This is a genomic window from Rhodococcus sp. NPDC127593 (assembly GCF_042671975.1).
In the GTDB taxonomy this organism is placed as follows: domain Bacteria; phylum Actinomycetota; class Actinomycetes; order Mycobacteriales; family Mycobacteriaceae; genus Rhodococcus_F.
In genome coordinates this window covers 260,677-275,629 of the sequence record NZ_JBHXWI010000002.1, presented here as the reverse complement: position 1 = coordinate 275,629, position 14,953 = coordinate 260,677, and the positions used below count along the sequence as shown (strand labels likewise).

Annotated in this window: 14 protein-coding genes; 8 read left to right on the top strand and 6 right to left on the bottom strand. The window is 65.7% G+C overall.

The window, feature by feature from the left end:
• Positions 1-222: 222 nt before the first annotated feature.
• Genes ACFVJ3_RS02945 through ACFVJ3_RS02935 form a run of 3 tightly spaced genes read right to left on the bottom strand, consistent with a single transcriptional unit; the run spans position 223 to position 1,457 of the window.
• Positions 223-870 carry a 3,4-dihydroxy-2-butanone-4-phosphate synthase gene (locus ACFVJ3_RS02945; RefSeq protein WP_378450628.1) on the bottom strand — a complete coding sequence of 216 codons (648 nt, stop codon included), beginning with the start codon at positions 868-870 and terminating at the stop codon, positions 223-225.
• A gap of 45 nt (positions 871-915) precedes the next feature.
• Entirely contained in the window at positions 916-1,164 is a 249-nt protein-coding gene (locus ACFVJ3_RS02940; protein WP_378450627.1) for a hypothetical protein, read from the bottom strand.
• Positions 1,155-1,457, bottom strand: coding sequence for an acyl-CoA dehydrogenase family protein (locus tag ACFVJ3_RS02935; protein ID WP_378450626.1), 303 nt, complete (start codon positions 1,455-1,457; stop codon positions 1,155-1,157). The genes ACFVJ3_RS02940 and ACFVJ3_RS02935 overlap by 10 nt, the downstream gene beginning before the upstream one ends.
• Positions 1,458-1,669: 212 nt before the next feature.
• On the opposite strand from ACFVJ3_RS02935, the gene ACFVJ3_RS02930 reads away from it, so the two are divergent.
• Genes ACFVJ3_RS02930 through ACFVJ3_RS02910 form a run of 5 tightly spaced genes read left to right on the top strand, consistent with a single transcriptional unit; the run spans position 1,670 to position 7,733 of the window.
• The gene (locus ACFVJ3_RS02930) at positions 1,670-2,107 is read left to right on the top strand and encodes a hypothetical protein (RefSeq protein WP_378450625.1); all 438 of its coding nucleotides are present in this window, start codon (positions 1,670-1,672) and stop codon (positions 2,105-2,107) included.
• Positions 2,100-3,878: an FAD-dependent monooxygenase gene (locus tag ACFVJ3_RS02925; protein WP_378450624.1), complete on the top strand. Its 1,779-nt coding sequence runs from the start codon at positions 2,100-2,102 to the stop codon at positions 3,876-3,878. The genes ACFVJ3_RS02930 and ACFVJ3_RS02925 overlap by 8 nt, the downstream gene beginning before the upstream one ends.
• Before the next feature lie 45 nt (positions 3,879-3,923).
• Positions 3,924-5,927 carry an acetoacetate--CoA ligase gene (locus ACFVJ3_RS02920; RefSeq protein ID WP_378450623.1) on the top strand — a complete coding sequence of 668 codons (2,004 nt, stop codon included), beginning with the start codon at positions 3,924-3,926 and terminating at the stop codon, positions 5,925-5,927.
• Positions 5,928-5,935: 8 nt separating this feature from the next.
• Positions 5,936-6,859 (top strand): VOC family protein, encoded by a 924-nt coding sequence (locus ACFVJ3_RS02915; RefSeq protein ID WP_378450622.1) that lies wholly within the window; start codon positions 5,936-5,938, stop codon positions 6,857-6,859.
• Between the two features lie 40 nt (positions 6,860-6,899).
• Positions 6,900-7,733: a fumarylacetoacetate hydrolase family protein gene (locus ACFVJ3_RS02910; protein WP_378450621.1), complete on the top strand. Its 834-nt coding sequence runs from the start codon at positions 6,900-6,902 to the stop codon at positions 7,731-7,733.
• A gap of 123 nt (positions 7,734-7,856) precedes the next feature.
• Here the strand turns inward: ACFVJ3_RS02910 and ACFVJ3_RS02905 are convergent, their stop codons facing one another.
• Positions 7,857-8,534, bottom strand: coding sequence for a GntR family transcriptional regulator (locus ACFVJ3_RS02905; RefSeq protein WP_378450620.1), 678 nt, complete (start codon positions 8,532-8,534; stop codon positions 7,857-7,859).
• A 360-nt stretch (positions 8,535-8,894) separates the two neighbouring features.
• Positions 8,895-9,953 carry a LacI family DNA-binding transcriptional regulator gene (locus tag ACFVJ3_RS02900; RefSeq protein ID WP_378450619.1) on the bottom strand — a complete coding sequence of 353 codons (1,059 nt, stop codon included), beginning with the start codon at positions 9,951-9,953 and terminating at the stop codon, positions 8,895-8,897.
• A gap of 176 nt (positions 9,954-10,129) precedes the next feature.
• Between ACFVJ3_RS02900 and ACFVJ3_RS02895 the strand changes: the two genes are divergently transcribed.
• From ACFVJ3_RS02895 to ACFVJ3_RS02885, 3 genes are all read left to right on the top strand, one after another.
• A complete protein-coding gene (locus ACFVJ3_RS02895) occupies positions 10,130-11,068 on the top strand; it encodes a dihydrodipicolinate synthase family protein (protein WP_378450618.1) in 939 nt (312 codons plus the stop codon).
• 364 nt (positions 11,069-11,432) lie between these two features.
• Complete coding sequence (locus ACFVJ3_RS02890) at positions 11,433-12,608, top strand: Nramp family divalent metal transporter (protein ID WP_378450640.1); 1,176 nt, start codon at positions 11,433-11,435, stop codon at positions 12,606-12,608.
• Between the two features lie 112 nt (positions 12,609-12,720).
• A complete protein-coding gene (locus tag ACFVJ3_RS02885) occupies positions 12,721-12,999 on the top strand; it encodes a YciI family protein (RefSeq protein WP_378450617.1) in 279 nt (92 codons plus the stop codon).
• Positions 13,000-13,316: 317 nt separating this feature from the next.
• Here the strand turns inward: ACFVJ3_RS02885 and ACFVJ3_RS02880 are convergent, their stop codons facing one another.
• Complete coding sequence (locus ACFVJ3_RS02880; RefSeq protein ID WP_378450616.1) at positions 13,317-14,933, bottom strand: amidohydrolase; 1,617 nt, start codon at positions 14,931-14,933, stop codon at positions 13,317-13,319.
• Between the last annotated feature and the right edge of the window lie 20 nt (positions 14,934-14,953).

The following is a 14,953-nucleotide window of genomic DNA, read 5'->3' as shown; positions in this document are numbered from 1 at the left end:
GTGAATGATCGGCGCTTGCGGGGTGGCATATGGACATCCTTCCAGCGAGACCGGAATCCCGCCAATTCGGTGTCCACATTCCGGGGGAAACCTCAACTCGCGCCATCGCTTCTTTGAACAGTTGTGCGTCCATTGTTTCCTCTGCCTCCATGTGTGGTCCTCGTCCAGGCCGTCCGTGCCCCGGCTCGGGGGCCGGTATGGGCTCGGCGACTGGCGTGGACGCTAGTGAACGGTGACGAGCGGCAGGTTGTGGGTTCCGGAGAACACCACGCACTCGGTGTGATTCATCATTCGGGTGGGATCGGCCATCCCGACCAAGTCGGCGAACAGGGCGCCGGGCGGCAGTCCCGTTCGCCGGGTCAGATCCAGCGCGATTGCCGCCGCACTGTCCCGCATATCGGTATCGCGGTGGTCGACGCAGACCGGGACGAGGTGGCCGGGCCGGGTGAGATCCCCCGGCCCGGTTACCGGATCCACCAGGGCGCGGGCAGTGGTGGCCCGGTCGGCGGCGGAGATACCGGTACCTGTCCCTCGTACGGCGTCCACCCCGACGCACATCCGGGCTCCGCCGGTGTCGAACGGGTTCATCGGCGGCAACAGCAACTCCTCACAGCGCCGGCGTGGGAGTGCGATCTGAACGAATCCCGACGAGTGACGGATCACGAAGGCCGCCGCAGTTGTCGACGCATCGTGTGCGGCGACGACGACGAATCCGTGCCGGTGGGGGCGGGACACGACGACGGGTCGTCCCGCCGCAAGATGCCGGGTCACATCGCTGCCCGAATACCCTTGCTGCTCAGGGCCGGACAGGGAGTCCGGCCACGCCAACCGTGTGTCGTCGATGTCGCGCTCCGGGGCTGTCACTGTCATGGGAGTTGCTCCTGCCGTCTCGCTGTTTGTCGTCCGCGCGGGCGCTCAGACGAAGGGGGAGACCTGCTCCTCGATTTCGAGCAGGGCGCGGCCGTAGATCTCCTGGTTGATGTTCACGTTGACGAACGCGTGCCGGGAACTGGTCTCGAGGTCGCGCCAGATCCGCTGCAGCGGGTTGACTTGCGCGAAACTGCCCGCGCCTCCCACATTGAGCAGGGTCTCGACCGCCTCGCGGCAACGCTGGGCCGCGTGGGCGGAATCCATCCTCGCCCGCGCCCGTTCGATCATCGGCATCTGGACAGGGTGGTCACCCAGGCCGTGGAGGCGCAGGAGCGGCCGATTTCCAGCGCCACCTCGAGGAAGGTGCGGAAACCCTCCTCGGAGCCACCGAAGCGGGCCGGTTTGATAATGTCGAACAGGCTGGCATTCCGCAGGGCATCGATGTTTTCCTGCGGAACGCGGCGGTCCTCCTCGGCGCGCGCGGCGTTCGACCGCAGCGGAGGTGAGAGGTCGCGGGCAGCCGCGACGAGGCGTTCGCGTTCGGTGACCGCCGAGGTCGAGAGGGCGGCCGTGTCGGTGAGGGTCATGGTGAATCCTTCGGTCGATGATCCGGATGGGAAAGCCGGCGAACCCGAGTGCACCAGGTCGCGAATAAATCATGCGCCGAGAAGGCCACCGGCCCTCCCCTCCGCCCTGCACAAGCCCAACCACCGACATCCCCAGCATTCCGCGGCCTCACCATTCACACCGGCAGACAATGTCAGAACCTATTAATTAGTGTTAGATATATCGACAACAGTTGAAAGCCTTCGCGCAGTTGATCTGGGAGGTGCGCCGCACCCGCAACTCCCAGGCGGTGTCGGACTTCGTCTGGGCCTGCTGGGAACTGCACGCCTACTTGGCCGGGATCGGTAAGGGACTGCTGCTCGACACCCTGTACCTGAGCATCATGGACGTCGGGGTGTCCTACCTGCGGGCGGTGCTCGAAGCGACGGCACCCGCCGTGCATCTGAACCCCCTCGCGCCGCACCGACCCGGCCATGATCCTCCGCGAGCCCACCGCCCCCTGACACGGATCACCGTGATGTGCGGAGGCGGTCGTCGCCACCTTCAAAGAAAATCGATTTTTATTGCGATAATCGTCGTTATCTGCAATGCTTGTGACGTGGCCCACTCCCCGGCCCTGTTGATGCGAGACCCGGTCGTGACCGAGAAGTTGGAGCGAAATCATGAGTGACGTGCAGGTACCTGTGTTGATCGTCGGCGGCGGCGGCGCCGGTTTGACCTCGTCCATGCTGTTGTCGCGGCTGGGGGTGGACTCACTCCTGGTCTCGGCCTATCCCACGACGTCGGTGCTGCCCAAGGCGCATGTACTCAACCAGAGGACGATGGAGATCTTCCGGGAGGTCGGTGTCGCGGATGCGGTCTACGACCGCGGGACGCCGCCGGAAAACATGCAGGCAACCGGGTGGTACACGGGTTTGACCGGACCGCATGACGGTTACGGCCGTGAGCTCGGCCGCCTCGAGGTGTGGGGTGCCGGCTACACCGATCCCGACTATGTCGCGGCCAGCTCGTGCCGTACCAGCAACCTTCCGCAGATCCGGCTCGAACCCATTCTCCGCGCGCACGCCGAGTCCCTCGCGGGAGCGGAGAAGATCCGGTTCAATCACGAATTCGTCTCTCTGGAACAGGATTCCGACGGTGTGGAGGCCCGGATCCTGAACAAGGACACCGGTGAGCATTACACCGTGCATGCCCAGTACGTGCTCGGGTGCGACGGCGGACGCGCCGTCGGCAAGCAGCTCGGGGTGCAGATGGAGGGCACCCGCGATGTGATGCGGATGGTGTCGGTGCACATGACTGCCGACCTGTCGCAATGGGCTCGCGATCCCGAGGTGCTGATCCGGTGGCTGGTCAACCCCGACTTCGGGGGTTCCTTCAGTGGCGTTCTGGTGCCGATGGGCCCGGATCATTGGGGCCCGGCATCGGAGGAATGGGTCTTCCACATGCAGTACGCGGTCGACGACGCCGCCGCACTCGATCGCACCAAAGTCCTCGACCGGATGCGCGCCACCCTGGGTCTGCCCGACTGCGAGCCCGAGGTCCACAACATCAGCCAATGGATCATGGAGGCCCTGGTGGCCGATAAGTTCCGGGTCGGCCGGGTATTCCTGATCGGCGACGCCGCGCACCGTCACCCACCGACCGGCGGACTGGGGCTCAACAGCGCGGTGCACGATGCACACAACCTGGCCTGGAAGATCGCCGCCGTCCTCACCGGCGCGGCCGGCGAGACGCTGCTCGACACCTACGAGAGCGAACGCAAGCCCGTCGACGCCTACAACGCCCAACGCGCGATGGAAAACGCGTTGAACCACTTCACCATCGATCAGGCGATCGGGTTGTCGCCGGACTTGACGGCCGAGGAGAACTGGGCGCTGCTGCGTCCGATGTGGACGGACATGCCGGGCTCGGCCGAGAAGCGGCACGCTCTCAATACCGCCATCGGTTCGCAGACCGTGGAATTCCGGCATCACCACGTCGAATTCGGTTACACCTACCCCGTCGGGGCGATCGTCTCGGACGGCACCGCCGAACCGGAACCGCTCGACGCGATCCGGCTCTACGAGCCCTCCACCCGGGCCGGGCATCCGCTGCCGCACGCCTTCGTCGAACGCGAAGGTGACCGCCTCTCCCTCGCCGAACTGGCCGGCGACGGCAAATTCCTCCTGATCGCCGGCGAAGACGGACAGGCGTGGTGCGAGGCCGCCGCCAAACTGGCCCTCGAACGCGACATTCCGCTCGACGCGATCCGGGTCGGTGTGCTCACCGGGGACTACATCGACATTCGCTGCGCATGGTTGAAGAACCGCGCCATCGGGTCCCATGGCGCCGTGCTGGTGCGCCCCGACCGCTTCATCGCCTGGCGTTCGCTCGGCGCCGGCGAGGATCCGTACACCGATTTGCAGCGGGTATTCGATCAGCTCCTCACCCCGACACCCTGACAGGTGCCGCGCATCCCACCCTCTACGAGTCGACAGGAGACCGAGATGGCTCAGCCGATCTGGGAACCGACCCCCGGTGACGTCCACGCCGCGCAGATCACGCGTTTCACCAGGTTCGCCGAACAACGCCATCACCTGACGTTGCCGACCTACGGTGACCTGCATCGCTGGTCCGTCGAGAACCTCGGCGATTTCTGGCAGGCGGTCTGGGACCATTTCGATGTCCATTCGACGACCACGCCGGGCCCCGCCTTGACCACATCGGCCATGCCGGGTGCAACCTGGTTCGCCGGATCACAACTCAACTACGCCGAACACCTCCTGCGACAGGGCAACCCGGACTCGGTGGCGATCATCGATGCCGCCGAGCCCGGCGCCCACACCACGACCCTCACCCGGCGGGAGTTGCGCAGGCAGGTAGGAGCGCTGGCACACACCCTGCGCAGCAACGGAATCGGACCCGGTGACCGGGTGGTCGGCTATCTGCCCAACATCGCCGAGGCGGTCGTCGCGTTCCTGGCCACCGCGACGCTCGGCGCGATCTGGGCATCGTGTGGGCAGGACTACGCGGTACCCGCGGCGCACGCCCGGCTCGGGCAACTCGAGCCGGCGGCCTTGATCACCGCCGACGGGTACCGCTTCAACGGACAAGTCCGCGACCGGGCCGACGCCGCAGCCGAGTTGCGGTCCCTGCTCCCGACCGTTCGACTGGCGATCGCGGTCGACCGCGTCGGCGCCGGCGTGGCAGGGATGACCGCGTGGTCGGACGCGACCGACGGAGAGTACCCCCTCGAACCACTGCCGGTTCCGTTCGATCACCCGCTGTGGGTGGTGTTCTCCTCGGGCACCACCGGGGTGCCGAAAGGCATCGTCCACGGCCATGGCGGGGTGCTGCTCGAACAACTCAAAATCACTGCGCTGCACTTCGATCTGGGCGAGCGAGATACCTTCTTCTGGTTCACCACACCGAGCTGGATGATGTGGAACAGCCTCGTCGGTGGCTTGCTGGTGGGGGCGACCATCGTGTGTTACGACGGCAGCCCCACCTTCCCCGCGGTGGACGCGTTGTGGGACATGGCCGACCGGTTCGGTGTCACCCTTCTCGGCACAAGTCCCGGCTACCTCCTCGGGTGCATGAAGGACTCCCCTTCCGATCTACGCGGGCCACGTGCCCTCGACATGCTGCGGGGCGTCGGAGTGACCGGAGCCGCGCTACCGGCCAGCACAGCCGAATGGTTGGCCCACCAACTCGGGCCCCGGGTTCGCATCGCCTCCACGAGCGGCGGCACCGACGTGGTCACCGGATTCGTCGGCAGTGCACCCACCCTGGCGGTCTGGTCCGGAGAGATCTCCGGACCGTGTCTCGCGGTGGCCGTCGATGCCTTCGACCCCGGCGGCCACTCGGTGACCGGGGACGTGGGCGAACTGGTCATCACCGAACCGATGCCCTCGATGCCGATCCGGTTCTGGAACGATCCCGACGGGGACCGATATCGGGAGACGTACTACTCGATGTATCCCGGGGTGTGGCGCCAGGGAGACTGGATCACCATCACCGACCGCGGCAGCGTCGTGATCCACGGTCGCTCGGACTCGACGTTGAACCGGCACGGTGTGCGTATGGGCAGCGCCGACATCTACGACGCCGTCGAGCAGTTGCCCGAGATACAGGAAGCGCTCGTCCTCGGTGTCGAAGACTCCGACGGCGGGTACTGGATGCCGCTGTTCGTCGTCCTCGTCCCGGGGATCCACCTCGACGACGAACTCCGGCACCGGATCGTCGACACCATCCGGGCCAGCGCCTCCCCCCGGCACGTGCCGGACGACATCATCGCCGCACCCGGGGTCCCGCACACGCGGACGGGAAAGAAGCTCGAGATCCCTCTCAAACGGCTCATGCAGGGCGCTTCGCCTGCGGCAGTGGTCGATCCGGCGACCGTCGATGCGCCCGAACTCCTCGACTGGTACATCCAGTTCGCCGCCGCACGCACCGCCCCCGACAACCCGCACCGGGACGCCACCGCAGCCCGGTCCACGACCCCCGCATAGGAGAAACGATGAGTCTGCATCGATTGACCACCATCACCATCGGAGTCCCCGACCCCGGGGCCACCGCCGACTACTACCGCGACTTCGGCCTCACCGACCTGGGCGAGCACCGATTCGGCACCGTCGACGGCGGGGAACAACTGCGCCTGGCGTCGGCGCCGCAACGACGGCTGCTCGAACTCGGCATCGGAGTGCACGACAGCGACGACCTCGCCCGCATCGGATCCCAACTCGACCGCCTCGCCATCGCCTACAAGGCAGAGGAAGGCTCACTCACCGTCGAGGACCCGAACTCCTCCCTGACCGTCGTCGTCGAGATCGCCCCCGAGGTGAAGCAGAAGCCCGCCCCGGCACCACTCACCAACGGACCGGGCCGCCACGACCGGACCGACGAGCGCGCCTCCGCGATCAGCCGCACCGGACCGGTACGACCGCGCAAACTCGGGCACATCGTCATCGGCTCCCTCGACCAGGACGCCAGCCAACGGTTCTTCGCCGAAGGTCTCGGTTTCAAGACGAGCGACCGGGTGCCGGGACTGGCCAGTTTCATGCGCTGCTCGGAAGATCACCACAACGTGTTGATCCAGCAGGCACCGCTGAACTTCCTGCACCACACCGCGTGGGAAGTCGAGGATGTCGACGAGGTCGGACGGGGAGCGACGGCCATGCTCGAAGGCCACCCCGACCGGCATGTCTGGGGCCTCGGCCGCCACCACATCGGGTCCAACTTCTTCTGGTACCTCAAGGACCCGGCCGGCAATTTCGCCGAGTACTACAGCGACCTCGACTGCATCGTCGACGAACAGCTGTGGAAACCGGAGGTCATCGAAGGCGCGAAAGGCCTCTACAACTGGGGCCCGCCACCCCCGCCCTCGTTCCTGGCACCCGAAGACCTCGCCGCACTCATGACCGGCTCCCATTCCGCCGGCTAACCCACGCTTACTCATCTCCACACCGAAACTAGGACGCCACATGCGCATCAGCAGCGTGAACAACCGTTTTCACGTCATCGACGGCGACGTCGCACTCGACATCGAACACGCCAGCAATGGCCGCTTCGCCGCCTCCGGATTCGACATCTACGAACGCTGGAACGAGCTCACCGACTGGGCGCACTCCCTTTCCGCGGACAACTACCGGCCGTTCGACCGTGCGGCAATCGGCGCACCGGTCGCGATGCCCCGGCAGGTGTTCGCGATCGGATTGAACTACCGCGATCACGCCGCCGAATCAGGTCTCGACGAACCGGACGCGCCGCTGGTGTTCACCAAATTCCCCACCTGCATCACCGGCCCGACGGCGCCGATCGCGCTGCCCTCCGACAACGTCGACTGGGAAGTCGAACTGGTCGCCGTCATCGGCAAGAAGGCCGAGCGCGTCTCCGAGGACCGCGGGTGGGAACACATCGCCGGATTGACTGTCGGTCAGGACATTTCCGAACGAGCGATCCAGCTCGCCGGGCCGGCACCGCAATTCGGGTTGGGGAAGTCCTTTCCCGGATTCGGGCCGATCGGTCCCGCCGTCGTCTCGGTCGACGAACTGCCCAACGTCGACGACCTCGAGATCGGATGCTCCCTCGACGACGAAGTGCTGCAGAAGGGCCGCACCAGCGACCTGATCTTTTCCATCCCCGAACTGGTAGCGCGAATCTCCGCGATCTGTCCGCTGCTGCCCGGCGACATCATCTTCACCGGAACACCCGCCGGCGTCGGCGGCGCACGCTCACCGAAGCGGTTCCTCCCCCGCGGGGGGACCCTGGTCAGCTACATCGAAGGCATCGGGGAGCTGCGCAACCCGCTGATCTGATCCGACAGCCGACATCACGGCAGAATCAAGTGTTTTCGGGAGGCGGCGCCCACCCGGGCCGCCTCCCGACAGCACGTACCCGCACAGCCACGGTACGCGCTTTTCGCGGACGAGATCTGCACACTACTCGGACGGCACCCCGAGCTGCGAACAGCCGAGCAACGCGTCGGTTGTTCGGGCGATGTGTTCGGTGAGCAGACGTTGAGCATTCTCCACATCGCCCGACAGCGCAGCCTCCATGATGGCTCGGTGCTCCCCCGCGAGATCCCTCCGGTCGTGGGCGAGAGTGTCCGACCAGACCCGGTACAGCTCGGCACCGTCCCGAAGCGAATTGGCAATCGACTGCAACCGGGGGCTGCCGCAGCCCGCGAGGAGGGCCTGATGGAAGTCGCGGTGCACCTGCAGCCACTGACAATTGATACGGCCATCGGGCAGATGCACCGGTGTCCGCTCGAGGGTGTGATGGGTCGACACCACCAGCGACTCCCACGCCAGCCCGCCGTGCTCGATGGAATCCTTCAGGGCCATCGTCTCGATCTGAATCCGCACATACGTGATGTCCTTCAGATCTTCCGGAGACACGTCCACGACGTTGAATCCTCGCTGCGGATTCGCCACCACCAGCCCCTGCTCACCCAGCCGTGTCAACGCCTCCCGGACCACGGACAGGCTGACCCCGAAACGTGCGCCGAGATCAGCGATCTTCAGCCGAACCCCGGGGCTGACCTCGCCATTGAGGATCTCGGCCCGAACTTCGTCATACACCACCTCGGTCCGCGTGGTCTTCACCCGATCAGCCATATTCCAAACATTACGCTATTTTGACGATTTTTTGCTGAAAGATCGACTTTACTGACGGCCAACGGGGCCCGACGGGCAGAGACCAGGGCGACCGCACGCACGCTTGCTCGAGGGAGCGCATCCCCGTAATCCAGCCTAGGTGACCCATGCGCCGAATCGGTCGGCCGTTCAACAGGGCTACTGAGCCGAGCTGCTTGATACGGCAGGATCAGACAACAGTGAACGGTGTACGAGCCGAACGAGACACCGGCGCGGGCAACCTCGTCGAACACGATGCTGCTGAACCAGAAGCTCTCTTCGATGACGGGGTGACCGTCGGGGCTTGCCGTCGGTCTGCGTCAATACGCCAAGCTTCGGTCCTTACGAGCGTGCTTCATTTCTCGCCCGGTGCGATCCGGACGAGCGACGCGGAATCAGGGTGGGCATCGCACGCCGGATCGGTTCGTCGACGGGGCTGGTGGCGAGCATCAGATCGAGCGCGGTGGCCGCAATCTGGTCGAACGGGGTGCGCACCGAGGTGAGAGGGACCGGAAGACGTTGCGACAGTGGGATGTCGTTGTAGCCGACCAGGGCGACGTCGTCGCCGACGGTCAACAAGCATCGGTGCGCGGCGGCGACGACTCCGAGTGCGAGGTTGTCGTTGGCGGCGAAGACGGCCGTCGGACGGGACGCGGAGCGGAAGAGCCGGTTCCCGGCCTCCTCGCCGTCCTCGATGCCGAACGTCGTTTCGACGATCCACTCGGGCACTTCCGCGATTCCCGCTTCCCGGAGCGCCTTTCGCGCCCCGGCCAGACGACCGACGGCGGTGGACGCGAACAACGGGCCCGACAGGACGGCGATGTCGGTGTGCCCGAGGTCGATCAGATGGCGGGTGGCGAGATAGCCACCGGCCTCGTCGTCGCCGACCGAGGACGGACTGATGCCGTCCGTACGAAGCACAAGCGCGTGGGGCACGCCGCGCTCCCGCAGTTCACCCGGCAAGGGATCGTCTCGCCGGCTCGAGGCGACGATCAGGCCGTCGACGTTCCGGGCGAGCAGCGTCCTCGCCGCGTCGGACTCGTCGGCGGGGTTGTCCCCCGTGGTGGCGACGACCGTGAAGTAGCCGAGGCGGGTCGCGGCCCGGCTGATCGCCTCGTACATCAAGGCCATGACGGTGTCGCTCAACCGTGGGACGAGGACGCCGATCGTCGCGGTCTGCCCGCGGCGCAGGCTCGATGCGAAGGTGTTGCGCCGGTAGCCCAATTGATCGGCGACCGCCCGCACTCGTTCGGCGGTCGCGGAGCGGGACGGCGGCACGCGGTCGTCGAGCACGCGGCTGACGGTCGAGGTGCTCACACCTGCCGCCTCCGCCACTTCACGCAGCGTCACGACGTGCTTACCGTCCCGCGCCCGCTGGGGCGCGCTCCCATTGGCTTCCATGGTCTTCCTCTCTACCGCCTCGGCCCGGTCCTCAGCGCGTGAGGAAGGCCTGATCACATCCGATTCAGCACGTGACCCTTGACACAGCCCCGATCGTATCGCACGATGAAAACGTTCACGGGAACGTTCCCGGGAACGTTTGCACAACGCAGATCCTCCGATGGAAAAGAGCAACCATGAGCACACTCGACCTCCGCGGCCTCACACCGGCGCCGGTGACACCCTTCACCCGTGACGGCGCCGTCGACTACGACGCCATCCAGCGCCTCGGCTCGTGGCTCGGCAGTGTCGACGGTGTCAAAGGCCTGGTCGTACTCGGCCACGCCGGCGAGGGCACCTTCCTCACCCAGGACGAGCAGGTTCGCGTCATCGCCGCTTTCAAGGACTCCGTCGACGGCCGGCTGCCGATCATTGCCGGCATCACTGGCGAAGGCACCGCCGTCTCCGTTGAGGAGGCCCGCCGCGCAGTCGACGCCGGCGCCTCGGCCGGCCTGGTCTACCCCTCCCACGGATGGCTGCGGTTCGGTTACCAGGACGGCGCCCCGCAGGATCGGTACAAGGCGATTCACGAAGGGTCCGGCCTGCCGTTGATCCTGTTCCAGTACCCCGACGCCACCAAGGCCACGTACAACCTGGACACCCAGCTCGAGATCGCCGCCCAGCCCGGTGTGTTCGCCACAAAGAACGGTGTGCGGAACATGCGCCGCTGGGACCGTGAGATCCCGGTCCTGCGCCGCGAGAACCCCGACCTGCAGATCCTGAGCTGCCATGACGAGTATCTGCTGCACACCATGTTCGACGTCGACGGCCTGCTGGTCGGCTACGGCGGACTCGCGCCCGAGCCGCTGGTCGAACTCATCGCAGCAGGCAAGGCCAAGGACTACCCCGCGGCACGGGCCATCCACGACCGCCTCCTGCCGGTGACGGCGAACGTCTACCACCGCGGCTCGCACATGGAAGGCACCGTCGCCCTCAAGGAAGGCCTCGTCGCCCGCGGAATCCTCGAACACGCCACCGTGCGCTCACCGTTGTTGCCGCTGGCCGAGGGCGCAGGTGCCGAAATCGCCGCCGCGCTGCAGTCGGCCGGGCTGACCTCGGTCGTCGCCCACGCCTGACCTCGCTCGAACCGTCACTTCGGATTCACGGAATCCGCCGCACGCGGTGCCACCGCGCCACGTGCCGGTACCGCCGCCCGGCCCGGACACCCCGGGCCGGCCGACACCGCCCGCAACAGACCCGGCCCACTTCTGGCCGCAGGTTCCGTTCGCCCCTTCCGAGCCGGCAGCGTCGGATGACCATCGTCAGTTGCGCCACACTCCTCGTCTGCGGTTCGAACACCAGAAAGTAGGCTCATCGATGAGTCAGCCATCTCGCACATCAGCCGATCCCGTCGGAGGCGATTCAGTGGTCGCAGACACCCCTCCGCCGCCCGGAGGTCGCGTCCGGCCGCAGCGGCGGTACTGGGTTCGGACTCTGGCCATGGCCGGTCCCGCATTCATCGCCGGAGCGTGGCAGTTCGGGCCCGGCAACCTCGCCAGTGCCGTCCAAGCCGGCAGTGAATACAGCTACTCCCTGATCTGGGTGATCGCCGTCTCGACGATCTTCATGCTGGTCTACGCCGACATGAGTGTCCGCCTCGGCATCCGTACCCCAGTATCGATGATCAGCTCGGTCAAAGACGTCCTGGGCCGACGCGTCGGCGTCGGCGCCGGCATCGGCGTCTTCATCATCACCCTGTGTTTCTCCGTGGGCAACGCCGTCGGATCCGGACTGGGACTGTCGATGGTCTTCGGCGGGTCCCCGATAGTGTGGTCCGCCGTCTGCACAGTCTTCGTCGGACTGATCCTGTTGTTCCGCAACGTCTACCGCACCGTCGAACGCGTCCTGCTGGTGATCGTCGCCCTCCTCGCGGCCACCTTCGTCTTCAGTGCCATCATCGCCAAACCGGACTGGTACGAGGCACTCAACGGGGTGGTTCCCAGCATTCCGCCGGGAGGGCAGCTCCTCGTCGTGGCCCTCGTCGGCACAAACTTCTCCCTCAACGCAGCTTTCTTCACCTCGTACGGCACCCACGAACGCAAGCGCACTGCAGCCGAATACCGGCAAACCACCATCGCCGACACCATCCCGGGCATCGTGGCACCCGGCATCATGACTTCCCTCGTGATCATCGTCGCCGCGGCGGTCCTCGGCCAACAGAACACCGAAGCAACCACCCTCGCAGGCCTGGCCAAGATCTTCGAACCCATCGCCGGCCCGATCGGATCGACAATCTTCGCGCTCGGTCTCTCCGGTGCCGCGTTCTCCGCCATGGTCGCCAACGCCACCGCCGGAGGCACCATGCTCTCCGACGCGCTCGGCAAAGGACCGTCGCCCAGCACGCTGACAGCCAAACGCACCAGCGCCGTAATCCTCGCCTTCGGACTCCTGATCACGATCCTGTTCACGAAATCCCCTGTCCAGCTGATCATCTTCGCCCAGGCATTGACCGTCCTGATCGCACCGTTCCTCGGGCTCCTGCTCCTCGTGATGAGCAACAACTCCCAGCTGATGGGCAATCTCCGCAACACCTGGTGGAAAAACATCATCGGCGCCCTGGGATTCATCTCGATCCTGTCCCTGTCCGGCCTGCTGATCTACGAACTGCTCGGCTGACACCGACATGGGGCGGCACACTGCCCACCGCAGTGTGCCGCCTTCGTCCCGTGCAAGGAGACTCAGGTCCTGCGCACCGACTGCTGCATCCACCCCCGAGGAATCAGAAACCATGCCACACTTCGTCGTCGACTACACCTACTCAGCCGAAACCGCGGCTGGCCGTGACACGTACCGATCCGCACACCGAGCATGGCTCGCCGAATTGGTCGTGCACCGGACCGTCATCACCTGCGGCCCCTACGCCGATGACAGCGGTGCCTTCATCCTCGTGGAGTCCGACACAACCGACGCGGTCGCACAACTCTTCACGCACGATCCCTTCGTCATCCACGGCCTCGTACCCGAACATCGAATCGTCGAATGGACGCCGGTGATGGGTCGTCTGTAGAACGACGATTGGCGGCCAGCGGCGACGGGGCACAATCCTGACCGCGCCCCGCCTGATTCAGCGAAATATAGTGCACAGCAATGCCGGACGCTGCGATGAGGCCATCGAGAGCAGGCCGCAGTCGGCGCGGGTCCGGCGTGAGTGCCGATGCAAGCGGGCAACGCCATGCCGCACGTCTCCGATCGGAGCCACCACGCTCATCGCCCCACGACGCAGTCCACGGAACAGCAACAACATGCCCACTCCGGTACCGATCCCCGACCAGACCGGTGGGGCAAGTGAGCGCAATGGTCAACTCACCCCGCCGGCGCGTCGTCTCAGTCTCGCGTGTACACCTCCACGCCCCCGACAAACGTTGATTGGACACCGATCTTCGAGATCTGGTCGTGCGGGACTTCCAGCGGATCCTCTTCCAGAACAACGAAGTCAGCGAGCCGGCCGGCGGCGAGTGTGCCCTTGCGGTCTTCCTCGCCGGTGGCAACCGCTGATCCTGCTGTGTAAATCGCGAGGGCTTCGGTCGGCGAGACACGTTGCGATGACCCGACGAGGGCACCGTCCCACCCGGTTCGAGTCACCATGCTCTGCATCGCCAGGAGGGGTTCGACTGCTCCACAGGGGAAGTCGGAGGACCCCGCCACGGCTACTCCGGCATCGAGGAACGCCCGGTGTGCAAACATCCGCTCTACCCGGTCCTCGCCGTACCAGTCGATGAGATGGCCGCCATGTTGGTGGACGTAGTTGCCGAAGGGGACCGCGATCGCGGAAAGCTCGTTCATGCGTCGCAAGATGTCCTCGTCCACCACACTGCAGTGTTCGATGCGGTGCCGCAGTCCGGGTCGCGGCATTTTCTTTTGCGCGGTTTCTAATTCGTCGAGGACGAGCCGGATGGCGCGGTCGCCGTTGGCGTGGACGCAGACTCGGTTGCCGTCACCGTGCACCTTCTGGACCACCTCGGCGAGCTCCTCACGGGTGAGCACCTGGATGCCGTGATGCCCGGTGTCGTGGTCCGGCTCTTCCAGAAGGAGGGTTCGTCCGCCGACAGCACCGTCGACGAGCGCCTTCACTCCGACAAAGCGCAGGTGGTCGTCGCCGAACCCCGAGCGTAGGCCGAGCCGGTGTACCGAGTCGTAGTGCTCGGCGGCGAGAAGGAATCCGACACGCATCGTCAGCAGGCCCTGCTCGCGAGCTGCCTCGAACAGACGAATGTCCGCGGGCCCGGAAAATGCGTCGCAGACCGATGTCAACCCTGCTGCGTGCCAACGCCGAATCACATTCCCTAGCGCTGTTATCCGTTCGTCGAATCCTAACTCTGGTACGACCGTCCTCCCGTCCACATCACCCTGGGCGTAGGCGAAATCGGTGAGAGCACGCTCATAGAGAATGCCGTTGAGCCGACCAGTTCCGTCCCGTCCGAAGTCACCTCCGCTGGGCGGCTCCGAGTTGTCCGTGATGCCTCCCGCGGCAAGCGCTGCGGAGTTGACCACTCCCCAATGACAGGCGACGTGGAGGACGATCGTGGGAACGTTCCCGGTGACGGTGTCCAGGTCCCAGCGGGTCAGAACGCGCCCTTCGGGCATCTTTGCATCGTCGTAGCCCACCGCGCGGACCCAGCCTTGTGCAGGGTCGTCCTTGGCCGCAGCACCGACTTTATCGAGTAGCTGCGTGAGCGTGGATGCCTGCGAGGGTGACACGTCGAGCTTCAGTTCGTTCTCGGCGGCCATAGCGAGGTGCAGGTGTGCGTCGTGAAATCCGGGTGAGATTACGGTGTCTCCCCTGTCATCGACCCAGGCGGTGGGGAATTGTCGGAGCAGTTCATTGGTGTCGCCGAGCGCAACGATGCGGTCACCGATCATCGCGATCGCGTTGGCGGATTCCGCAGCGGAGGTGAGGATTCGACGTCCGCGAACGATGCGCGGTCGTGCGGGTGTGTCCATGAGATGGTCCTTAGCTCGTG